Source organism: Bacillus cereus group sp. BfR-BA-01441, from assembly GCF_022663075.1.
GTDB lineage: Bacteria > Bacillota > Bacilli > Bacillales > Bacillaceae_G > Bacillus_A > Bacillus_A cereus.
Window position 1 is genome coordinate 42,354 of sequence record NZ_JAKUEU010000026.1, and the last position, 23,490, is coordinate 65,843.

The window sequence follows — 23,490 nt, forward strand, 5'->3', positions numbered from 1 at the left end:
TAGGCCCCTCCTTTAACTTTGTTAATTTAATAGATACCCTTTTTATTAGGACGTAAACATGTATTATGATTTTTGTATGTAAAAATCATAATTAAACCCTAAAACATCAAGGGGAAGAAAGGGGGGTTGTATAGCACTCTATGCTTAAGAAAAACAGGAGTAACATACCTAAAGTTTTTAATTAAGTATGAACGATAGGTTTAACATTAAAAAATAAAAAAGCCAAGGAGAAAATTTATTTGCTCCTTGGCTTTTAAGATAATTCTTTTCGTTAAAATGCGGAAATTCTTTGCTTCGTTTTTGGTACAATAATAAATTTGATCCAGATTAATCCGATAATCATAATGATAAGACTATGTAAAAATTGTCCTGTAGCAATGAGTATAACAATTGAAAATACAATGAGTTGAATACTTAGCAATATAAAGATTAAGCTAAGAAATTGCTTCATCCTTTCTTCAGTATGGATTGGATATAATGTTACAATAATATTTCCTGAAAAATATTTCCATAGTGAACGGAGCTGCATAGAGATCATATATAGAACGATGTAAGTGATAGAGCCTTTTACGTATATATTTGGTATGAAATATAAGGCGAAAGCACCGATCAATCCTAAGCGAATATATATACCGAAATAATCATTTCCACGTAAAAATGCTAATGTATGTAAATAGAAGAAAGTTGCTCGTTTTTTATGTAATAAAGGTTCAATCCAATTTGTAAGCCATTTTCTTTTATTTACTTGTTTATTCAGTTGCGGAACATCTGTGAAAATGCTAGCAAATTGATAAAAACGAACGTTCATTTTTTCTTCTTGCTCGATTATGTAATCCCACGGTATTCGTTTTGTAGGCTGTTTTTTCGTATATAGAAGTAGGAAAGCAAGTAGTAAGAGTAGTCCGCCCAATATGAGAACATTTGCGGAATAAAACAGCATGTAAATGATTAGGGCGTTACAAGTAATACGAATGATTAGCCATATATTTTTTTCGTGACTATCACGCCACATCCAATGTATGTACATGTTCCAGGCTTTCGTAATCATTAACACGATAAAGATTGTACATAAAAAAGGTACAGTTAATTGCAATGATTGCATAGCAAGTGGAACGAGAATAAGGAACGTAAATAATATTGGGAAAAGCTGAATGATGTAATTGTATAGAAGAGATTTTTTAAAATAAGATGTTAATTTCTCTTCTAGTGCTAGTAAATAGACAGCATCAGGTTTTTGAATAAATGTACGGATAGGGCATCTCGTTATAATGAATGTAAGTACAATCGTTATAATTATTAAAGATATTCCTTTAGAAGGAGATGCTTTTAGAAACTGAGCATAATAATATGCACCAACGCATGAAATAAAGATAAAGCTATATAGTAAACCGTTAATCATACGTGCAAAGTATGTAATGATATTTTGAATATGTTGTTGGAAGCGACTGCTCCATAGCGATTCGATTGACATGTTTTTCACCTCTTTGTTCTATTATATATGTTTTACAAAAGAAAAAACGAGCAAATTGCGTTATGCAACTTGCCCGTTTTTCTTTTCGTTATTTTTTTTCTGATCACGATTCATTAATGGATAGAAAGCAAATCCGATTACGAATAAACCAATTCCGAGAAGGAACGTTTTTATATCGGATGCGCCCGTTTTAATAACCCATAGTGCGTAGCAAAGTGCGATAACTGCGACTATGCCATCTGTAATTCTTGCCCGCATTTCATTTTTATATGTTTCACCAGTTGCGACTAGTTTTAACTGGAAGATTGGTGAAACGAGATATGGAATGAGGTAAGCCAGTGTCGATACGGTAATAACGAATGTATAAGCTTCCGCAATGGTTCCTGATAATGTTGAGAATAGGAATACTTGCGACATAATGTTTGTTAATCGTAATGAGTAAATTGGACTTCCTTTTTTATTTGTTTTCGTGAAGAAGGAAGGGAAGAAACCTTCTTTTGCTGCTTGATAAGGTACTTCTGAGCTTAATAAAATCCAGCCTAAGATAGAACCGAACAGGGAAGTAAGAGCAAGTAATGCCATCAGTTTCCCGCCGCCATGACCCATTGCAGCGTTTAGTGCATCTGCTAATGGACGTTCAGAAGCTTGTAATTTATCAACGTGAAGTACACCCATTGTTAAAATTGTGATTCCTAAGTAAATTGCAACTGTAATAAGTAATCCCGCAACTGTTGCACGTTTTACCGTTTTTGGAGAAACAGCACGGTTTGATAAAAGAACGGCTGATTCAATTCCGATAAACGCCCAAAGCGTTGTAAGAGCAGCTAAATTTACTTGTGAAAGAAGACCGTGTGATGCACCTGATTTATCAATCATCGGTGTGTACCATTGTCCAAATTTAGAAGCTTCGAATGCAAATAACGTAACGACGATGAATAAAAGGAATCCAGTTACTTTCGTTGTTGTTGCTAAGAAGTTTAGTTTTCCAGCTCCGCTTACACCGTTTGTTAATATAATATGAGTTCCCCAAAGTAAGATGGAACAAATCGTAAATGTAATTAGTTTTCCGACTTCTACGTTAAACGAGCCGATTGAAAATAGTAGTCGCGTATCTTTCATAATTGGGAAGAAGAGTGATAAATATCCCGCAAATGATGTAATGATGGCAACGTTACTTGCCCAGTTTGCAACCCAATATCCCCATACCATACTGAAACCAGCCATTTTTTTCTTTTTTGGTGTTGAGAATAAAGCATATGCATGACTTTGTGGCCCTGTCGTTAAATCAGGACGACGAATTGCTAAATTACCGAAAACAAGAGCTAGCATTAAAACACCAAACCCTGTAGTTAACCAAGCTAATGTGACACCGAGTGGGCTTGCTGTTTGTGCCAACGTACTTGGCACCATGAAAATACCAGCGCCAACCATGTTACCGACAACGAAAGCTGTTAGTACCCAAAAGCCCCATTTTTTTTGTTGCATAGAAAATACCTCCAAAGTTAGTATAACCAAGTCAAGCGAGGAGATATGTATGTCTTCCTGAGTTAGGAAGAGAAGTCCCAAACAAAACAAAAAAAGCATGTAATTTGCCGCTACATGCTTTCTATCTTATAAGAAACCCACGACATACCTCTCGATAGCTCTCCACAAACGAAACGTTTGTGACAGTTCTGCACTTATTAAATGCAGACCCAGCAAGCGTGCATGGTGGACACGACTTACTTCGGCAACCATTCCTTTCTCATTCCTTCATCAATGCCACTACATCTCCTGAAATGATACTCTTAATGATTGCAACCTCTACCTCACCGAGATACGAATGAGGATTTAAATATTAAATTAACGTCTTTAAGAGTAACAAATGAATTTTTATACGTCAATGGATATAGTAATAATCAGATTATAGAGAAGAGTTTGTGATTAAAAGTAAGAGGGGTTGTTATGTGATATTTGAATTTTCGTAATATAATACATATTATTAGCGCTAGATGATTGAAAAGGGGATGAAGTAAATGTCTGTATGTCATAAACATTCAGTAATAGGTGTGCTAGATTCGGGAGTTGGGGGATTAACAGTTGCGAGCGAAATTATAAGACAATTGCCTAAAGAAAGCATTTATTATATTGGTGATAATAAGCGTTGCCCGTATGGACCAAGAAGTGTAGAGGAGGTGCAATCTTTCGTATTTGAAATGGTTGAGTTCCTCAAACAGTTTCCATTAAAAGCGCTAGTCGTAGCATGTAATACTGCTGCAGCTGCTGCATTGACTGAGCTGCAAGAAGCACTTTCCATTCCAGTTATTGGCGTTATACATCCAGGAGCAAGAGCGGCAATTAAAGTAACAAAGAAAGAGAAAATCGGAGTAATTGGAACTGTAGGTACGATAAAATCTAATATGTACGAAAAAGCATTACACGAGCTTGATACATATTTGGAAGTGCATAGTCATGCGTGTCCGACTTTAGCTACAGTTGTAGAAAATCGATTAGAAGATATAGCATATGTCACGCAGCAAGTGAAACAAGCTTTACTTCCATTAACGAAAGAAGATATAGATACGTTAATTCTTGGATGTACGCATTATCCACTTTTAGAGTCCTATATAAAAAAGGAACTAGGAGAAGATGTAACGATTATTAGTTCTGCAGAAGAAACAGCGATAGAGTTAAGTACCATTTTACAGCACAAAGGAATTTTGTCTGACAATCTGAATCCGAAGCATCGTTTTTTTACAACGAGATCTGTTTTATCATTTGAACATATTGCTGAGCGATGGCTAGGGTATCAAATTTCTGTAGAATGTGTACATTTGCCTATGAAAAATGCGTGTATGCATAATTAAGATTTAGTAAATTACGTTTTTAAATAAATTAGGTTCGTTTCATAGGAAGGAAAGAATAAGCTTTTAATTGAAATGATTAAGGTCATTTTAATTAAAGGAGAGGTTTGATTATGGAATTATCAAGATCTCAATTATTTGCTTTGGAGTATATTTCAAAATATGCAGAGAACGAAAAACGTGAGGCTAAAGCAACGATTAATCATATACTTAAAATGTCTAATATTACAGATGAAATATTTGAAGAGGCTGTCGCTAATTTAAAATCTCACGCAAGGATTGCTTTACACTTTCATCCAGACAGACTAGATTCGAGTAAGAAAAGTGTTGCTGAAGCACTATTTGAGCAAGGAGTATATAAAAGTCAGTTTGAAACATTGCTATCTAATGGAAGCGTATCTGCTTATCCTGGTGGTGAACGTGACCTTTGGGAAAAGAGAATATTTGGAGGGGCATATCAATTAGAAGGCGTAACGAATGATCAACGTCCAAAATACGGAGCGCTAAATTTAATGTTACATCCAGATGGGCCGGCTCCGCGTTTTGGTTCCTGTTATTTTCTCTTATCTCCAAAAGTTTCTTCGCGTTCTACATATACATATTTAGATTCGCATCAAGATCCGAAAGAAAAGGGGACTTACGAGGAGTTTGATATGATTTTAGCTGCTCTTTTGGAAGAGACATTCGTAAGAGATTTTGCAATTGGTGAAGGGAATTTGACTCCAACAATATTAATTAATCATTTACTGGCTAATCTGAAAAGGCCGTTTATAGATGTAGTAAGCAAAGAGCCAGCCCGTAATCTTAATCATTATATTGAAGCGCAGATTCATGGAGAGATTTCTCTAAAAGAAGACGTGGAAGCGCTTGTTGCAGATCCTTCATTTAAGGGTACGGATGTAGGAAAAGTTTTAGAAGAAATTTGCCTGAAGTATGCTATTGATTTGTATTGGCACATCGGTTTTGTACTTGCGGTAGACGAAGTTCCGATGGATTTTAGAGGTTCAAAAATGCCATCTTTAGCAAGACGCATTGCACGGAATCATTGTATCGATGCAAATATAATTGGCTCTGCTGTAGTGGATTTGAAGTGCAATCCATTATCTTGGAGTGATCGTGGAACTTATGAAGAAGTGCTTCAGGAATTAAAATTATTATGGCATGTTTTAGTTCGATTTGGAAAACCAAATCGGAAGTAGAATGAAATACTCCATTTTTGGAAGTATTTATATAGAAAAGAAGCTGATCTATTTATAGATCAGCTTCTTTTTATAAGATTAAACTAAGTTTAATACAGTTACTTTTTCACGTGTCATAGACTCAAGGCTCTTACGAATACCTTGTGCGCCCATACCTGAACCTTTTACACCGATGAATGGGAAGTGGTCAGGGCCGCGCTCTGTGCGTCCGTTAATTTGAACAGAACCAGTTTCGATTTTGTTAGCAATTGCAAATGCTTTGTTAATGTCTTTAGTGAAGACACTTGCTTGCAGACCGAACTCTGATTTGTTAGCAATTTCAATTGCTTGTTCATCAGAAGAAACACGGATGATTGGAAGGATTGGGCCGAATGGCTCTTCCCAAGCAACTTTCATCTCTTCTGTTACGTGATCGATTAATGTTGGGTAAATTAAGTTACGCTCACGTTTGTTACCGATAACGATTGTAGCACCTTTTTCTACAGCGTCGTCAACTAAACCTTGAACGAAGTCAGCAGACTTGTCGTCGATTAATGGAACGATTGTGCTATCTTGTTCTGGAGATCCAACTGATAGTTCAGCTACTTGCGCTTTTAATAAGCTAACAAGCTCGTCCGCTACGTTTTCGTGTACAAGTACACGTTTAATAGCTGTACAACGTTGACCAGAGTAAGAGAATGCACCGCTTACGATATGGTTTGCAGCATCTTGTAAGTCAGCATCTTCACGAACGATACCAGGATCTTTACCACCAAGTTCTAATACAAGTGGAATCATTGAAGCTTTTTTCGCTAAATGTTTACCTGTGTTTGTACCACCTGTGAACGATACCATATTGATGCCTTCGTGTTCTACTAAGTAGTCACCAATTACAGAACCGCGTCCTGTAGCTACGTTTACAAGACCTTTTGGAAGGCCAGCTTTATGAAGTGCTTCAACCATTTTAATACCACTAATTGCACCTTGAGTTGCTGGTTTGAAAATAACAGCGTTACCCATAATTAATGCTGGTGCAAGTTTTGCAGCAGATAAGTTTACTGGGTAGTTAAATGGTGCGATTGCTAATACAACACCAAGTGGTGCGCGTTGGATAATCGCAAGCTTAGATTTTGTACCGCCCGGGAAGCTATCGCCCATCATGCTTTCTCCGTGCATATGTAAAGCTTCTTCGATTGTGTAACGAATAAAGTCAGCTGTACGAACAACTTCTTTCTTCGCATCTTTATATCCTTTACCGACTTCTTTCATAATGATATCGGCAATTTCATCTTGCATATTTACGAGCTCATCAGCCCATTTATATAAGTATTTTGCGCGATCTTGTAGAGAAGCTTCCGCCCATGATTTTTGAGCTTCTTTTGCAGATGCAATTGCTTCATCTACTTCTCCGCGAGTAATTGCTTGTACTTGTCCAATTACTTCGTGTAAGTATGGAGATGGAATTTCGATTGTTTCTCCTGAAGAGCTTTCTCTCCATTCTCCGTTTAAATAAAATTTGTACGTATTGCTAGTTGTCATGATTAGTCCTCCTAAAATAGCAACTTGTAAGAGTGAGTATAAGGTGATTGTAGGGGGTTTGATAACATTTTTCAAATGAAATGTTTGTGAAAACGATTTCTTATTCTTTTTTAATTTTGTATGCCCTTTCTTATGGAATATTCCCTTATTTCAAAATGGTGTATCATATATTTTTATTTAAAGTGTGAAAAAATAATTGACAGAATACTCAATAAAGTTGTAAGATTATAAATGGAAAATAAATGAAAGGGGTGTGCGTAATGATTGTAATCGTAAATGTAATGGGCTTAGCTCTGTTAAATGGCAGAAAACATTCATATCATTACGCAACCCGTACGGATATATAGGGCATCTTTGTCTTATAAGAAGCGTACGTTGCGTATATCGTAACGTACGCTTTTTATGCATTCCTGTGCATATCGTCAAGCGGCGGTATGCTTTTTTTTGTTTATTTTCCCTTGTTTAGTTCCGATAAAAAACTTTGGAAGGTGGAAAAATGTGATGAGATTGTATGGGTTACGAAATGTAAATGTGATAGGTCTGGATAGTGGATAAAGAAATGAGAGGTAAACGAGAACGAGAAGGGAGAGGTTACATTGTTATCAGTATTACTAAAGTTAAAATGGTTTTTTAGGGAGCACTGGAAGAGATATAGTATTGCCATTGGAGCTCTTTTAATTGTGAATATAGTTGAAGTGATTCCCCCGAAAGTGTTAGGGGTTACGATAGATAACATAAAAACAGGAACGTTATCAAACGAAGCTATTATACAGTCTATTCTTATCTTAATTGGGGTTACGATCGTTGGATATGGCCTCACTTTCGTATGGCAACATCAATTGTTTGGCGGTGCATTCGTACTTGAGAAAACGATGCGCTCTAAATTTATGGGGCATTTACTTAAGATGACGCCGACTTTTTATCAAAAAAATCGTACTGGTGATTTAATGGCGAGAGCGACAAATGATTTGAAAGCAATCGCTATGACAGCTGGTTTTGGTATATTAACGCTTGTTGATTCTAGTTTATATATGCTTACGATTGTCTTTATGATGGGGTTTACAATTAGTTGGGAGCTTACATTTGCAGCGCTTATTCCGCTTCCAATTATGGCGTATGCGATGAATATATATGGAAAGAAATTGCATGAAAGATTTACAGTTGCGCAAGATGCGTTTGGTGATATGAACGATAAAGTGCTTGAATCAATCGCTGGTGTGCGCGTTATTCGTGCATACGTACAAGAGAATGCAGACGAGGAAAGATTTCATCATTTAGGAGATGACGTCTACGAAAAAAATATGAAGGTAGCAAAGATTGATGCATTATTCCAACCAACTGTGAAAATGCTTGTCGGTCTTAGTTATTTAATCGGCTTAGTGTACGGTGCATACCTTGTGTTCCAGTCAAAGGTGACCCTTGGTGAACTTGTTTCTTTTAACGTGTATTTAGGGATGATGATTTGGCCGATGTTTGCAATTGGGGAATTAATTAATGTTATGCAAAGAGGAAATGCTTCGCTTGACCGTGTGAATGAAACGTTAGCGTATGAGCCAGATGTAAAGAATCCGAAACATCCAAAGCTTGTGCAAGAGCTGGATTATATTCAGTTTGATGATGTGTCTTTCTCATATCCTTCATCAACTGAAGAAAATTTAAAAAAGGTTTCTTTCACATTAAAGCAAGGAGAAACGCTAGGGGTTGTCGGAAAAACAGGAAGCGGGAAAACGACGCTTGTACGTCAGCTTCTTCGCCAATATCCGCTTGGAGATGGAGATATTGCAGTTTCTGATGTGACTCTAGATAAAATGACGAATGAAAATGTACTCGGCTGGATTGGTTATGTACCGCAGGAGCATATTTTGTTCTCAAAAACAGCGCGAGAAAATATTTTATTCGGAAATAGGGAAGCGACTGAAGAAGAACTAGAGAAAGCAATTGAAATTGCTGCGTTTAAAAAGGATTTAGAGTTTTTACCAGAAGGGTTAGAAACGCTCGTTGGAGAGAAAGGTGTTTCTTTATCAGGAGGGCAAAAACAAAGGATCTCGATTGCACGAGCTGTTATTCAAAATCCAGAAATTTTAATTTTGGATGATTCTTTATCAGCTGTAGATGCCCGTACGGAAGCAGTGATCATTGAAAATATAAGAACGGAAAGAAGTGGAAAGACGACGATTATTACGACGCATCGTTTATCTGCAGTGCAACATGCGGATTGGATTCTCGTTATGGATGAAGGTGCAGTTATAGAAGAAGGTACGCATGATCAGCTTATCCAAAAGGGAGGCTGGTATGCTGAGCAGTTTGAAAGACAACAAGGTGAAAGTGAAAGTGAAAGTGCGGATAGTGGGGTGAAAATATGAGCGTTTCAAAACGGTTGTTTCAATACGCGATGAAAGTGAAAGGGACGATTTTTGCTGCGATGTTAATGTTATTTATTTTCGTGATCGCAGAGCTTGCTGGTCCTTTCGTCGCTAAAACGATGATTGACGATCATATCGTCGGGATAGAGAAACCTTGGTATGAAACAGAACAGAGTGAAGATGCTGTTTCGTATAATGGGGCTTTTTATAAGCGAAGTGATCGCTTTGAACAAGGCGAGAAAAAAGGAAAAGAAGTACGCGTGATGCAAGTCGGTTTTCAATATTATTTTGTACCGAATAAAGTAAATGCGGAAGGGTCACGGACTGTAAAAGGGGATATGATTACCGTTCAAAATGGTAAGGCGGTGCAAGTGTATAAAGCGAAAGCATTAACGAAAGAAGAAGTGTTTGCGTTTTATAAACCAGAAATAAACCGTCTATTATTACTTGGTGGTGGCTATTTCGCTTTATTAGTAGTCGTGTCATTATTTGCATACGGAAAGCAGTTCTTCTTGCAGAAGGCAGCGAACAAAATTATTCAAATTATGAGGGAAGATGTTTTTTCTCATATTCAAACGTTGCCAATTCGGTACTTTGATCATTTACCGGCGGGGAAAATTGTTTCGCGTGTGACGAATGATACAGAGGCCATTCGTGATTTATATGTAACGGTGCTGGCAACATTCGTTTCTAGTATCATCTATATTATTGGGATATTCGCTGCGTTATTTTTATTAGATGTGAAGCTCGCTTCATTATGTTTATTAATTATCCCAATTTTAATTGTTTGGGCGATTCTTTATAGAAAATACGCGTCTGTATACAATCATAAAATGCGCTCTCGCTTATCTGATATTAACGGAACAGTGAATGAATCCATTCAAGGGATGCCAATTATTCAAGCGTTCCGTCAAGAGCGTGAAACGAAAAAAGAATTTGAAGAATTAAATGGCGATTATTTTAAGTATCAAAATAAAATTTTAAATTTAAATGCAGCAACTTCGCATAACTTAGTAGCCGTATTAAGAAATATCGCTTTCACAGGAGTAATTTGGTATTTCGGCGGTGCGTCATTAAGTGCTACAGGTATTATTTCACTTGGGGTACTGTATGCGTTCGTCGATTATTTAACACGATTATTCTCGCCAATTACGAATATGGTGAACCAGCTTGCAAACTTAGAGCAAGCGCGCGTTGCATCAGAACGTGTCTTTGAATTGTTAGAGGAAAAAGGGGAACCGGTAGAAGAAGAACGTATGCCTCGTTTAAAAGGAAATGTAAAATTTGATAATGTATCATTTTCTTATAATGGAAAAGATGAAGTGTTAAAAAATATTTCTTTTGAAGCGAAACAAGGCGAGACAGTGGCACTTGTCGGTCATACTGGATCAGGAAAAAGTTCTATCATGAATGTACTCTTTCAATTTTATGAGTTTGAAAAAGGAAAGCTTACGATTGATGGTCACGATGTAAAAGAGATGCCGAAACAAGCAACCCGTGAACATATGGGAATCGTACTGCAAGACCCGTTTCTTTTTAGCGGGACGGTCGCTTCCAATGTAAGCTTAGAAAATGAAAAAATTTCAAAAGAGCGTATCATAAAAGCATTGCATGATGTTGGTGCTGAAAGATTTGCGAATAATATAAATGAAGAAATTACAGAAAAGGGAAGTACGCTTTCCACTGGAGAACGTCAGCTTATTTCATTTGCTAGGGCGCTTGCTTTTGATCCAGCTATCTTAATTTTAGATGAAGCAACGTCTAGTATTGATACAGAAACAGAGGCGATGATTCAACAAGCACTAGAAGTTGTAAAAAAAGGAAGAACGACATTTATTATCGCTCACCGCCTTTCAACGATTAAAAGCGCAGATCAAATTATTGTGCTCGATAGAGGAACCATTTTAGAAAAAGGCTCTCATGATGAATTGATGAAAAAGCGTGGGCGTTATTACGATATGTACAAAACGCAAATGGAAGGAAACCAGAGCGCTTAATGCGGGGAAGAACTTGCGATTGTCGCAAGTTCTTTTTTGTTGGCAAAATGTCGGCGATAAAGGTACATAATAAGAAGTATTATTTTACCTTTCCTACAATTAATGCTATATTAAAAAATGTTACTTATTTTTTGTATGTAGCGTTATTTTTCCCTTTTGTTTGATTATGAAGAAAAAGGATAAACTAAATAAGAACATTTTCATTGAAAAATTGTTCAAGATTGCATACAATCAATATAGTTTTTAAATTCCTATCAGAATACTTGGAGGATTACTATCATGAAGAAATTATTTTCAGTGCTTGCAGTAACTACATTAGCGATCGGGATTGTAGCCGGCTGCGGTAAAGAAGAGAAAAAAGATACAGCTAGTCAAGACGCGTTACAAAAGATTAAACAAAGCGGTGAACTTGTAATTGGTACAGAAGGTACATATCCACCATTTACGTTCCACGATTCAAGCAATAAATTAACTGGATTTGATGTTGAATTAGCAGAAGAAGTTGCAAAACGTTTAGGTGTAAAACCTGTATTTAAAGAAACACAATGGGATAGCTTACTTGCTGGCCTAGATGCAAAACGTTTCGATATGGTTGCAAACGAAGTTGGTATTCGTGAAGATCGTCAAAAGAAATACGATTTCTCTAAACCATACATTTCATCTTCAGCGGCATTAGTTATCGCAAAAGATAAAGATAAGCCTGCTACATTTGCTGATGTAAAAGGGTTAAAAGGAGCACAATCTTTAACGAGTAACTATGCAGATATTGCTAAGAAAAACGGTGCAGAAATCGAAGGTGTAGAAGGATTTAGCCAAGCGGCAGAATTATTAGCTTCAGGACGCGTTGATTTTACAATTAATGATAAGTTATCAGTATTAAATTATTTAGAAACGAAAAAAGATGCAAAAATTAAAATTGTAGATACAGAAAAAGAAGCTTCACAAAGTGGATTCTTATTCCGTAAAGGTAGCGATAAGCTTGTACAAGAAGTAGATAAAGCGTTAGAAGATATGAAAAAAGACGGTACGTATGACAAAATAACGAAAAAATGGTTCGGTGAAAATGTATCTAAGTAGTGCATTAGTTTCAGATCGATTGTCTACTTGGATAGATATTATGCAGACTTCCTTCATGCCTATGCTGAAGGAAGCTGTTTTTACAACAATTCCATTAACGCTTATTACATTTATTATCGGTCTTATACTTGCGACGTTAACAGCGCTCGCACGTATTTCAGGTAGTCGTATTTTACAATGGATTGCTCGTATCTATGTATCTATCATTCGCGGAACGCCACTTCTTGTACAGTTATTTATTATTTTCTATGGTCTTCCAACTCTTAATATTGAAGTTGAGCCATATACAGCAGCAGTTGTTGGATTTTCATTAAATGTCGGTGCATATGCATCTGAAATTATTCGTGCTTCTATCCTTTCCATTCCGAAAGGGCAGTGGGAAGCAGCTTATACAATTGGGATGACATATCCACAAGCATTAAAACGTGTTATTTTACCACAAGCAACGCGCGTATCAATCCCGCCGCTTTCAAATACATTTATTAGCTTAGTGAAGGATACTTCATTAGCATCGTTAATTTTAGTAACAGAAATGTTCCGAAAAGCGCAGGAAATTGCGGCGATGAACTACGAGTTTTTAATTGTTTATTTTGAAGCAGGTCTTATTTACTGGGTTATTTGTTTCTTATTATCAATCGTACAACAGATGTTAGAAAAGCGTTCAGAACGCTATACATTAAAATAATCCTTTTACAAAAGGAGTTTTTGTTTTTATGATTTCAATTCAGCACTTACAAAAAAGTTTCGGAGATAATACCGTACTAAAGCATATAGATTTAACAGTTGAGAAGGGCGAGGTTGTTGTTATTATTGGGCCGTCTGGATCTGGTAAAACGACATTCTTACGTTGTCTCAATGTATTAGAAACGCCAAACGCTGGTAATATTCGTATCGGTAATAAAGAGCTTAACTTCTCTCAAAAAGTAACGAAGAAAGATATTGTTAATCTTCGTACGCAAACAGGTATGGTATTCCAGCACCATAATTTATTCCCGCATTTAACAGCACTTCAAAATGTAATGGAAGGGCTCGTTACAGTGAAAAAGATGGGGAAAGAAGAAGCGAAGAAAAAAGCAAACTATTTCCTTGAAAAAGTTGGTTTAGCAGATAAAGTGGATTTATATCCGTTCCAATTATCAGGCGGACAACAACAGCGCGTTGGAATTGCGCGCGCACTTGCGATGGAGCCGGAAGTGTTACTATTTGATGAGCCGACGTCAGCGCTTGATCCTGAACTCGTTCAAGAAGTTCTGAAAGTAATGAAAGAACTTGCTAAAGAGGGCATGACGATGGTTATTGTAACGCACGAAATGCGTTTTGCACATCAAATTGCGAACCGTGTTATTTTCATGGATGGTGGTGTCGTTGTCGAACAAGGTACACCAGAAGAAGTATTTACAAATCCAAAAGAAGAACGCACGAAGAAGTTTTTACAAATGTTGCAATAAATTAAGGAAGGTCTCAAGGCATATGCCTTGAGACCTTTTTGCCATATATATTTATTTGTGGAATCCGCCAAGGCTTTGCTCAGCCATTGCAACTAGACGTTTTGTGATTTCTCCACCAACTGAACCGTTAGCGCGAGCCGTAGAATCTGCTCCTAATTGTACACCAAATTCTTGAGCGATTTCGTACTTCATTTGATCGATTGCAGCTGTTGCACCTGGTACTACTAATTGATTTGAAGAATTTTGGTTTGCCATAGGAATATATCCTCCTTAGAGTTATAAAAGTTTTTTTGGTTGGACTAGCTGGAGTTGAACCAGATTATCGCCCCGGTTGGCGCTAATCCATCGGTAATTAAGTTTGTACTCATAGTATGGATGTTACCTAGAAAGATATACAAAATAATAATTTGTAAATTTTGTCAAAAAAACGTATTGATTTCGTAAATTATGAAATAAGAGTAATCGTTGTATTTTTAAGAAAACAGGCCAAACTAAGGGTGATATTAAATATAATTTTTTCATTGTAGCCTGCTACTTGTAGGCTAATTATTAGCTTCTTATTTATGATTTATTGAAATAAAAATGAAATCGGTAGCAACTTCATAGTTCTATTTTTAAGTAGGGATGGAGTGGGCGCTCCTATGTCTGGATAGGTTGCTCTCTTCACTCTAAAAAAGAGAGGCTTATAAACGATAACGTATGGAGGAATCATGATGGGGATTTGCCCGCTTTGCAACGCATTAGAATCACAAACATATTCTTGTCAAAATTGCCAAAGTATACTCCAAGATTATGGGAAGTCTGTAGATTACATAGACGATTATAGTGCCTATATGGATCAAGAATTATTAAGTGCAGTAGATGGTTTAACGCATAATAATTCAAATGAATATTGCAATCATATTTTTTATTGCAGAGTATGTAACGTGGAAACTGAGGTTGTAGTAAAACTTGTGTAAATAGAAAACTTCCACCTTATTATCTAGGTGGAAGTTTTTGTTTTTGTATTTGTGAGTGAATCATAGGAGAAGGGATATGTTCGGTGTTTGATGAAGCCCCTGATTTTATTTGAGACATTTTTTCTTTTGTATCACGTAAAGAATGTTCAGTTAAGTAGACGGCATATTCGTAAAATAACTGGCGCGTCAGTTCACTTTGCTCTTTTAATTTTTTATCTTGGAATACAGTTCGCCCAGGTTTAGAGTTGGCTTCAAAGAGCCACGGATTTTCCTTTGTGTCTAAACCGATATCAAAACCGATTTCTCCAATATTTCCAGTTACTTGTTCATCGAGCGCGTAACTTATTTGTAAGGCAGTATGTTTTAATTTATTTTCAATTTGAACTTGTTTCGTTGAATCTGGAAAAAGCTCTTGTAATAATTTTGTATCACCGCCACTATTTACGTGCGTTGTTAAACTGCCTTTGCCGGCGATTTTGGCGACGATTGCACTAACTATCCAATTACCGAAATGGTTTTTATTTGTATGAATGCGGAAATCAACAGGTTGCCCATCGAAGCGAAGTAACGAAATACCTTGCTGTACGATAAACTTTTTTAAATCATGTCCTTTTAATACGTGGTTTAGAAGCGTTTCTAATGATTGATACTTTCTCAGTTTATTTTCTTCATTTTCGCGATAACGACAGTAGTAGCAATTCTCTGTTTGAGAATAAAATATTTGATGAATATTTCTACCAAAGCTCCCGTGTATTGGTTTCATGTACACTGATTTATACGTGCCAAGAAACCGTTCTACTTGTTCAAAATGCTGAAATGCTTCTGTATTTGGTAATAAGGGTTTAATTGATTCGTCTTTCGTAAGAAGTTGATGAACTTCCCATTTATTGAAAAAACCTGGGTTAAACCATGGAATGCAGTAGTCTTGTTCTAATTTTCTTTTTGCCCTGACAATTGGTTTATAATTTTCCGCTTGCCGATTCGGTAAGCGATCGTAAATGACATTTGGTAAAGGGACTTTTTTCTTTATCCATTGTTTCTCTTGAAAGAAATATCCTTCAATCGTTTCTTCTTCCCAGTGTATATGTTGAACCCCAAAGACGAATACGAACGGTCGTAATGAGAATGGTGGTGTTAACAACTCACTCAGAGCAATTGAACGATTTCCTAAAGGGGTAGAAGAATCATCATTAAAGCCAGTTGTAAAAATGCCAATCAATGGTCCGAAAATAATTGTTTGGTTTTGTGTGAATACATGAATAGTAGTTGATTGAGGCAGTAAAAGTTTTTCGGCAATATGCTTTCCGATAATAATTTCGCGAGTAAAGGAATAATGAATTTTCACCTCTTCACTTGCAATGTGACGTATACCGAAGGATAGGGATGTAATAGGTGGTGTAATAGAAAAAACGTAAGGTAAAGTAATGCTATTTGGATGTTCATCTGAAATGTTTAATGTATATATATGTTCTTTCAAAATAGGTTTACCTCCTTTCATTATGGTGTAAAGCGACTGAATTTAAGTGGTCCGTGAAATATCTTTTCGGCTAATGAATCACTATGACGAATGTATTGTTCGTAAGGAGGAATCGTGTTGACATACATAAGCCAAATTGCGCCTTTTTGATCCATAATTGTGGAAAGTTCTAGTTCGAATAATGAAGAATAAGACTGATCTAGTGTTTGGAATACTTCATTTATAATGTCGTGTAAAGCGTCTTGCAATAGTTGCACACCTGTACTAGATAGTACGTATTTAATTTTTGAAAATGAATGCAATGAATCATCGTCTGTTGCTGAAGGTAAAAGCTGATTAGGAAATGAACTTTTTTGTATAAATTGACCGATAATATTCCAAGTTTGTTCTTTGTTTTTTTGCAAAATAGTTCGAATGTGGAGTGGGTATGTTAATTGATTTGGTGGTTGTAGCATGGTATGCACTATGTAGCGTGATGAACGTATGTTAGATTTACACCAAGATATAAATTCATCTGTCCGCTTGATTGAAAGAGAAGTATGGTATTTTTCATTTACTGTATCGATATGAAACGTTTTATTTTTGTAAGCGACTCGATATAAGTTATCTTTAGAATGTATATTAGTGGGGCGTATAATAATATCTTTAGATTTTAACAACAATTTGAAAATGTTTTGTATCGTTGCCACTTCAAATTTGGGTATATAAGGAGACAGTTTTTTATTAGTAAGAAATAAATCATGTAGTTCACTTAAGTTAATAAGTGTGTTATTTAAAAAGGTAGTGGAAGGACGGTTGTGCAAAGAGTGAATAATTGATTTTGCTTTTTCAAAGTCTGTTTCCTCGTGAAAAGAATAACGATCATATATATAAGAAGGAATAGGGAATGTTTGCTCTTTCCATTTTCCTGTATCTGTATCGTAAATAAGACCAGAAACAAGGTCTGTTTTAGAATCAATACAAAATGGCGTAAACTGGGCAACGACATTATGATAAAGCCGAGCGCGTTTAGCGATTTCGGTGTAATACGTTTGCTCATAATGAAGTTTAGAAGTTAAAAGGCCGAGAACCAACGAAATCACTCCTTTACTACTATTTGCATAATAGGCGAAGCTATATATTGCAAATACGTTTTTATACCATTATACTTTTGTCCGTATGATGATATGCTATAGTTTTGGAGAAGTGAAAGGTTGATTGTAATGAATATATGGTTAAATATGTTAACGACGACAGGACTCGGAGCAATTATTGGGGGATACACGAATCATTTAGCGATAAAAATGTTATTTCGTCCTCATCGTCCTATTTATATCGGAAAGTTTCAAGTTCCATTTACACCAGGGTTAATTCCGAAGCGTCGTGATGAACTTGCTGTTCAATTAGGAAAAATGGTTGTAGAACATTTGTTAACACCAGAAGGAATTGGAAAAAAGCTAACAAATGAAGAGTTTCAAAAAGGTTTAATTCACTGGGCGCAAGTGGAAGTGGATAAAGTAATTACGAATGAACAATCGCTGCGACATATGTTAGAAAAATGGAATGTAGCGCATGTAGAAGAAGAAGCGACTCGAAAAATCGAACATGTTATTACAGAAAAAATTCATGCATTTTTAGCAGAGTATTATACATATACATGGGAACAGGCTTTACCTCATTCTGTAAATGAAAAAGTAGAGAATGCGATTCCGAATGTCTCGGCGTTTATTTTAGAGCGAGGAATTAGCTTTTTTGAAAGTGAAGAAGGGAAAGCACGTCTTTCAAAAATGATTGATGATTTCTTTGCTTCTCGCGGAACGCTACTTAACTTAGTCGGAATGTTTTTAGGAAATGTAAGTGTTGTGGATCGTGTGCAGCCAGAAGTTATTAAGTTTTTAGGGCAAGATGCTACAAAGCAGCTTTTAACTGACGTACTGCAAAAAGAGTGGGAAAAGTTAAAAGGAAGAGATGTAAAAGAATTAGAAGCATTTGTAGAGAAAGAAATGATTGTAAGCTCCGTGCTGTCAGCAGTTAAAGTAGAGGAAACAGTGAGTAAGTTTTTAAATCAATCTGTTCAGCAAGTATGTGAACCAGTTCGAGAAACAATTATTGAAAAAGTGGTTCCAAGTGCAGTAGCGAAAGGCTTAAAGTGGGGAACAGAAAATGTAGAGAGTATACTAAATAATCTACACCTTGCGGAAATTGTCCAGCAAGAAGTGTCTACATTCTCAACAGAAAGATTAGAAGACTTAGTTCTGTCTATTACGAAAAACGAATTGAAAATGATTACGTATTTAGGAGCGTTATTAGGCGGAATGATCGGGCTCGTACAAGGATTGTTACTATTGTTTCTTAGATAATAAGGTGAGTACATAGAAATAAAAGTGAAATTTCTTCACATCTCTTGCATAGTTTGATATGGTAAGAAGAGGTGCGTATGTAAATGCACGTAAAAGGCAGTGTGAGTGAAAAGCGCTAGCCTTCTAAAGGAGGAAAAATAAAATGACAAAGAACATTCATGATGTTGCATATGAATTACAAAAAGCAATCGCTGAAAACGAAGACTTCAAAACTTTAAAAGAGAGCTACGCAGCAGTTCAAGCTGACACAGCTTCAAAGAACTTATTCGATGAGTTCCGTACAATGCAACTTAGCCTACAACAGAAAATGATGCAAGGCCAAGAAATCACTGAAGAAGACAACCAACAAGCACAAGAAGTTGTAGCTCGCATTCAACAAGATGCTAAAATTACAAAATTAATGGAAACTGAGCAACGCCTAAACGTTGTAATCGGTGACGTTAACAAAATTATCATGAAGCCACTTGAAGAATTATATAGCGCGCAACAACAAGCGTAATAGTGGAAGACGCTCCTAGTTTAGGAGTGTCTTTTTTGTTTAGGGAATTTAATAGTTATACCACAAAAACTCCCTTTCAAAATAGCCATTTCTTATTGGTTATTTTGAAAGGGATATGTAACACATCTGTTAATTTTTTTTATTGCTGTTAATTGAAGTTTTAATATTTTTTTCGTTCAAAAACGTTTCAATCTCTTTTTGTTTCCTCCCATTTATTTTCTCAAGGCGTTTTGTAAAAGAAAAATTGGCTTTGAATAAGTTACCATCTTGGGTGAGTTTGTCTAATTCTTGATCTAGCTCTACGAAAATATCCGTAGATGATGACATAAATGCATAGATTTCTTTTGAAGGTTTTTTATAATCAGTAGGTAAATTATTATTACTAATAAACTCATGGAAATTCATATCGTTTTGTTTCGCTAAATCAATTAGTTTTTGTAATTTTTCTCGGTCAGATTCCGTGAAATTCTTATCAGAATTTGTTGAAGCGAGAGCGATAATATTTTCAGATAACTCCCAACTATAATCTATATAATTTTTTATATTTTGTTTCATTTCGTCTTCACTAATAGTTTCGTTTTTCTTTGAGGAACTAAATATATTTTCTGGAACTTTAATAGCAACATCTTTAATAGATTGTACATCGTTTTCTTCCTTAGGTTGTACACTGTTTGAACAAGCTGATAGAAATAAAAGAGTAAGTAGCATGAGTGAATATAAAGTATATTTCTTCATTTTAATCTCCTTTTACATTCATTAGTGTCTTTGTAAAATAGCAATATTCCATTTCAAATACTTTACTAAAAGTGCATATAGATGTTTTACCATTTGATAAGATATGACGGATATGAGTAAACCGACGCAAAAAGCGATGAACACATTATAAACATCGGAATAACTAATTTGATGAAACCCTTTAAAGAATCCTAATCCTATTAATAAAATAGGCGAAATAATTAATACTGGCGTGGCAATAATAAGTGCTAGAAGAATCGGTAATAAAAAGAGTAGTACGAAAAAGGCGATAATGATACATATAAAGTTTAAAATACTTAAGCTCATAACAGAAAACAGTGCTGTCATAATATTTTTTAGGCTGCGCCTATTGTCAGCGTTACTTATTACATATGAAATATTAAGTTCTTTAGCGATAGTTTTAGGATTTCCTAGCTTTTTAGAAATTTCCTCTTCAGATATTCCATCTTGTTTACCACTAATAAAATGAGTTTCGTACTCCGAGATAATATCCTCCTTTTCTGAATTAGGCATATTCCGTAGGGAAGAACTAAGTTGTTCTAAAAATTCACTCTTGTTCATAACGATCACTTTCCTTTATAAAATGATGAATTATGGCTGAAAATCCTATCTTTTTTCTAAGCAGCACACACAATCTATATCTACTTTTTGAAAGGAGATATACTAATCGTGAATAAAATTACAAATAATGGGTATTCCATTTTTTACAAATATATCACTTACTATTATTCTTTGCAAGGTACTATAAATTTGTTAATAATGTGAATAGGTGGAAGTATTTTTGTACATTTTTAGAAGAGATATAAAAATGTTATTTTAAGATAAACAAAAGGTTGTAAGCGCATTCTTTAAAACTTGTCAAAATAATGTCGAATTCATATTGTTGGAAAAATAATGCATTTGTAATATAATGATAAATGATACTTCACCAGCTTAATTAACTAGGTGAAATTAAAATCTTTATTACACACATTATGAAATAAAGGGTGATTAGTTTTGAGTACAGGTGTAAAAGCAAACGACGTGAAGACAAAAACAAAGGGAGCAGATCTTGTTGTTGATTGTTTAATTAAACAAGGTGTTACACATGTTTTCGGTATTCCAGGAGCAAAGATTGACTCTGTATTTGATGTATTGCAAGAAAGAGGACCAGAGTTAATCGTTTGTCGTCATGAACAAAATGCAGCATTTATGGCAGCTGCTATTGGTAGATTAACAGGGAAACCGGGCGTATGTCTTGTAACTTCAGGACCAGGGACATCAAATTTAGCGACAGGTCTTGTTACTGCGAATGCGGAGAGTGATCCCGTTGTTGCTTTAGCTGGTGCAGTACCGCGTACGGATCGATTAAAACGTACGCATCAATCTATGGATAATGCTGCACTATTCGAACCAATCACAAAATATAGCGTAGAAGTAGAGCATCCTGATAATGTGCCAGAAGCACTTAGTAATGCATTTCGAAGTGCGACTTCCACAAATCCAGGAGCAACTTTAGTAAGTTTGCCGCAAGACGTTATGACTGCGGAAACGACTGTAGAGTCTATCGGTGCGCTTTCTAAGCCACAGCTTGGAATCGCTCCCACACATGATATTACATACGTAGTAGAAAAAATAAAAGCAGCGAAATTACCAGTTATTTTACTCGGTATGAGAGCAAGTACAAATGAAGTGACGAAAGCTGTTCGTAAATTAATTGCGGATACAGAGCTTCCTGTCGTTGAAACATATCAAGCAGCTGGTGCGATTTCACGTGAGTTAGAAGATCATTTCTTTGGCCGCGTTGGATTATTCCGTAACCAACCAGGTGATATTTTACTAGAAGAAGCAGACCTTGTTATTTCTATCGGTTATGATCCAATCGAGTATGATCCAAAGTTCTGGAATAAACTTGGCGACAGAACGATTATTCATCTTGACGACCATCAAGCAGATATCGACCATGATTACCAGCCAGAGCGTGAATTAATTGGTGATATTGCTTTAACGGTAAATAGCATCGCGGAGAAATTACCGAAACTTGTATTAAGTACGAAATCAGAAGCGGTATTAGAACGATTACGCGCAAAATTATCAGAACAAGCAGAAGTTCCAAATCGTCCTTCAGAAGGTGTTACGCATCCACTTCAAGTGATTCGTACACTTCGTTCTTTAATTAGTGACGATACAACTGTTACATGTGACATCGGTTCCCATTCTATTTGGATGGCGAGATGTTTCCGTTCTTATGAACCACGTAGATTATTATTTAGTAACGGCATGCAAACGTTAGGTGTTGCACTTCCTTGGGCAATCGCAGCTACTTTAGTAGAACCAGGTAAAAAAGTAGTTTCCGTATCAGGTGACGGTGGTTTCTTATTCTCAGCGATGGAGTTAGAAACGGCGGTACGTTTAAATTCTCCAATCGTCCATCTTGTTTGGAGAGACGGCACATATGATATGGTTGCATTCCAACAAATGATGAAATACGGCAGAACATCAGCTACAGAGTTTGGCGATGTTGATCTTGTGAAATATGCGGAAAGTTTCGGGGCGTTAGGTCTTCGTGTTAACACGCCTGATGAATTAGAAGGTGTGTTAAAATCCGCGCTAGCAGCAGATGGTCCTGTCATTATTGATATTCCAATTGACTATCGTGACAACATTAAATTAAGCGAAAAATTATTACCAAACCAATTAAACTAATGGAGGCAGATTTGAGATGACTGTTGCGCAATTAATTGATATTGATGCGAAAAAAACGAAAACGAGTAATGAAGTATATCAAACATCTACAATGCTTGCGCTATTAGATGGTATATATGATGGTGTAATTAGCTTTGAAGGTTTGAAAAAACATGGTGATTTCGGCATCGGCACATTTGATCAATTAGATGGTGAAATGATTGCATTTGATAATGAATTTTATCATTTACGTTCAGACGGTTCAGCGGAAAAAGTAGAGCCAGAAGAAACAACGCCATTTGCGACTGTAACGTTTTTTGAAAAAGAAATGAGTTATATGGTAGAGCGTCCGATGAATCGTGAAGAAGTTGAAGCGTTATTACATGAATTAATGCCAAGTAAAAACTTGTTTTACGGTATTCGAATGGACGGTACGTTTCGTGAAGTAAGGACGAGAACTGTTCCAAGACAAGAAAAACCGTATACACCGCTCGTTGAAGTGACGAAATCACAACCAATCTTTTCATTTGAAAATACAGAAGGTACGCTTGCTGGATTTTGGACACCAGATTATGCGCAAGGTATTGGGGTAGCTGGATTCCACTTACATTACATTGATGATGAAAGAAGCGGGGGCGGACATGTTTTCGACTATGTTATAGAAAACTGTACCATCCAAATTTGTCAAAAAGCTCATATGCATTTAGCACTTCCAGAAACAGCTGATTTTATGGCGGCTGCATTATCAAGAGAAAATTTAGAGGATAATATTGCAACTGCGGAAGGTGCAGAGTAAGAGGGAAAGACTGTTCCATTTTGGAACAGTCTTCTTTTATTCGTAATGTTATTATTTGTCGATAAATCTATATTTCTTGTCGAA

At 36.0% G+C, this 23,490-nt stretch carries 20 protein-coding genes and 1 riboswitch; of the genes, 12 read left to right on the forward strand and 8 right to left on the reverse strand.

Annotated elements, in window-relative coordinates; genetic code table 11:
- Window positions 1–271: 271 nt before the first annotated feature.
- The gene (locus MR107_RS13295) at window positions 272–1,471 is read right to left on the reverse strand and encodes an ABC transporter permease (protein WP_242292431.1); all 1,200 of its coding nucleotides are present in this window, start codon (window positions 1,469–1,471) and stop codon (window positions 272–274) included.
- Between the two features lie 60 nt (window positions 1,472–1,531).
- Window positions 1,532–2,956 carry an amino acid permease gene (locus MR107_RS13300; protein ID WP_001186301.1) on the reverse strand — a complete coding sequence of 475 codons (1,425 nt, stop codon included), beginning with the start codon at window positions 2,954–2,956 and terminating at the stop codon, window positions 1,532–1,534.
- Between the two features lie 147 nt (window positions 2,957–3,103).
- Window positions 3,104–3,285: riboswitch (Lysine riboswitch) on the reverse strand.
- 201 nt (window positions 3,286–3,486) lie between these two features.
- Here MR107_RS13300 and racE point away from each other — a divergent pair.
- Both racE and MR107_RS13310 read left to right on the forward strand, forming a co-directional pair.
- A complete protein-coding gene (gene racE / locus MR107_RS13305) occupies window positions 3,487–4,317 on the forward strand; it encodes a glutamate racemase (RefSeq protein WP_242292432.1) in 831 nt (276 codons plus the stop codon).
- 110 nt (window positions 4,318–4,427) lie between these two features.
- The gene (locus MR107_RS13310; protein WP_000423680.1) at window positions 4,428–5,513 is read left to right on the forward strand and encodes a DUF3626 domain-containing protein; all 1,086 of its coding nucleotides are present in this window, start codon (window positions 4,428–4,430) and stop codon (window positions 5,511–5,513) included.
- A gap of 78 nt (window positions 5,514–5,591) precedes the next feature.
- On the opposite strand, the gene gapN is transcribed toward MR107_RS13310, so the two are convergent.
- Window positions 5,592–7,031: an NADP-dependent glyceraldehyde-3-phosphate dehydrogenase gene (gene gapN / locus MR107_RS13315; RefSeq protein ID WP_000213634.1), complete on the reverse strand. Its 1,440-nt coding sequence runs from the start codon at window positions 7,029–7,031 to the stop codon at window positions 5,592–5,594.
- A gap of 596 nt (window positions 7,032–7,627) precedes the next feature.
- On the opposite strand from gapN, the gene MR107_RS13320 reads away from it, so the two are divergent.
- From MR107_RS13320 to MR107_RS13340, 5 genes are all read left to right on the forward strand, one after another.
- Window positions 7,628–9,394, forward strand: coding sequence for an ABC transporter ATP-binding protein (locus MR107_RS13320; protein WP_242292433.1), 1,767 nt, complete (start codon window positions 7,628–7,630; stop codon window positions 9,392–9,394).
- Window positions 9,391–11,391: an ABC transporter ATP-binding protein gene (locus MR107_RS13325; protein WP_000116641.1), complete on the forward strand. Its 2,001-nt coding sequence runs from the start codon at window positions 9,391–9,393 to the stop codon at window positions 11,389–11,391. Before MR107_RS13320 ends, MR107_RS13325 begins: the two co-directional genes overlap by 4 nt.
- Window positions 11,392–11,670: 279 nt before the next feature.
- The gene (locus tag MR107_RS13330; RefSeq protein ID WP_000732840.1) at window positions 11,671–12,468 is read left to right on the forward strand and encodes an amino acid ABC transporter substrate-binding protein; all 798 of its coding nucleotides are present in this window, start codon (window positions 11,671–11,673) and stop codon (window positions 12,466–12,468) included.
- Window positions 12,455–13,153, forward strand: a complete 699-nt coding sequence (locus tag MR107_RS13335) for an amino acid ABC transporter permease (protein WP_000281501.1) — start codon at window positions 12,455–12,457, stop codon at window positions 13,151–13,153. The genes MR107_RS13330 and MR107_RS13335 overlap by 14 nt, the downstream gene beginning before the upstream one ends.
- A 28-nt stretch (window positions 13,154–13,181) precedes the next feature.
- Window positions 13,182–13,916, forward strand: a complete 735-nt coding sequence (locus MR107_RS13340) for an amino acid ABC transporter ATP-binding protein (protein WP_000623610.1) — start codon at window positions 13,182–13,184, stop codon at window positions 13,914–13,916.
- A gap of 51 nt (window positions 13,917–13,967) precedes the next feature.
- On the opposite strand, the gene sasP is transcribed toward MR107_RS13340, so the two are convergent.
- On the reverse strand, window positions 13,968–14,171 hold the full coding sequence (gene sasP / locus MR107_RS13345) for a small acid-soluble spore protein, SasP family (RefSeq protein ID WP_000013338.1): 204 nt from the start codon (window positions 14,169–14,171) through the stop codon (window positions 13,968–13,970).
- 458 nt (window positions 14,172–14,629) lie between these two features.
- On the opposite strand from sasP, the gene MR107_RS13350 reads away from it, so the two are divergent.
- On the forward strand, window positions 14,630–14,875 hold the full coding sequence (locus MR107_RS13350) for a hypothetical protein (RefSeq protein WP_000510476.1): 246 nt from the start codon (window positions 14,630–14,632) through the stop codon (window positions 14,873–14,875).
- Window positions 14,876–14,894: 19 nt separating this feature from the next.
- Here MR107_RS13350 and MR107_RS13355 read toward each other — a convergent pair whose 3' ends face one another.
- Window positions 14,895–16,352: a YheC/YheD family endospore coat-associated protein gene (locus MR107_RS13355; protein ID WP_242292434.1), complete on the reverse strand. Its 1,458-nt coding sequence runs from the start codon at window positions 16,350–16,352 to the stop codon at window positions 14,895–14,897.
- A gap of 20 nt (window positions 16,353–16,372) precedes the next feature.
- Entirely contained in the window at window positions 16,373–17,425 is a 1,053-nt protein-coding gene (locus tag MR107_RS13360) for a YheC/YheD family endospore coat-associated protein (protein WP_000242824.1), read from the reverse strand.
- Between the two features lie 129 nt (window positions 17,426–17,554).
- Here MR107_RS13360 and MR107_RS13365 point away from each other — a divergent pair, with 129 nt between their 5' ends.
- Together MR107_RS13365 and MR107_RS13370 are read left to right on the forward strand one after the other, a co-directional pair.
- Window positions 17,555–18,691 (forward strand): DUF445 domain-containing protein, encoded by a 1,137-nt coding sequence (locus tag MR107_RS13365; protein ID WP_002195186.1) that lies wholly within the window; start codon window positions 17,555–17,557, stop codon window positions 18,689–18,691.
- Between the two features lie 142 nt (window positions 18,692–18,833).
- Window positions 18,834–19,190: a YlbF/YmcA family competence regulator gene (locus MR107_RS13370; protein WP_000164614.1), complete on the forward strand. Its 357-nt coding sequence runs from the start codon at window positions 18,834–18,836 to the stop codon at window positions 19,188–19,190.
- Window positions 19,191–19,319: 129 nt separating this feature from the next.
- Here MR107_RS13370 and MR107_RS13375 read toward each other — a convergent pair whose 3' ends face one another.
- Window positions 19,320–19,925 (reverse strand): NDxxF motif lipoprotein, encoded by a 606-nt coding sequence (locus tag MR107_RS13375; RefSeq protein ID WP_065224686.1) that lies wholly within the window; start codon window positions 19,923–19,925, stop codon window positions 19,320–19,322.
- A 21-nt stretch (window positions 19,926–19,946) separates the two neighbouring features.
- The gene (locus MR107_RS13380) at window positions 19,947–20,507 is read right to left on the reverse strand and encodes an HAAS signaling domain-containing protein (RefSeq protein WP_016513650.1); all 561 of its coding nucleotides are present in this window, start codon (window positions 20,505–20,507) and stop codon (window positions 19,947–19,949) included.
- Between the two features lie 435 nt (window positions 20,508–20,942).
- Between MR107_RS13380 and alsS the strand changes: the two genes are divergently transcribed.
- Together alsS and alsD are read left to right on the forward strand one after the other, a co-directional pair.
- Entirely contained in the window at window positions 20,943–22,631 is a 1,689-nt protein-coding gene (gene alsS, locus MR107_RS13385) for an acetolactate synthase AlsS (protein ID WP_000103520.1), read from the forward strand.
- Window positions 22,632–22,647: 16 nt separating this feature from the next.
- Window positions 22,648–23,406 (forward strand): alpha-acetolactate decarboxylase, encoded by a 759-nt coding sequence (alsD, locus tag MR107_RS13390; RefSeq protein ID WP_242292435.1) that lies wholly within the window; start codon window positions 22,648–22,650, stop codon window positions 23,404–23,406.
- Window positions 23,407–23,490: the final 84 nt, after the last annotated feature.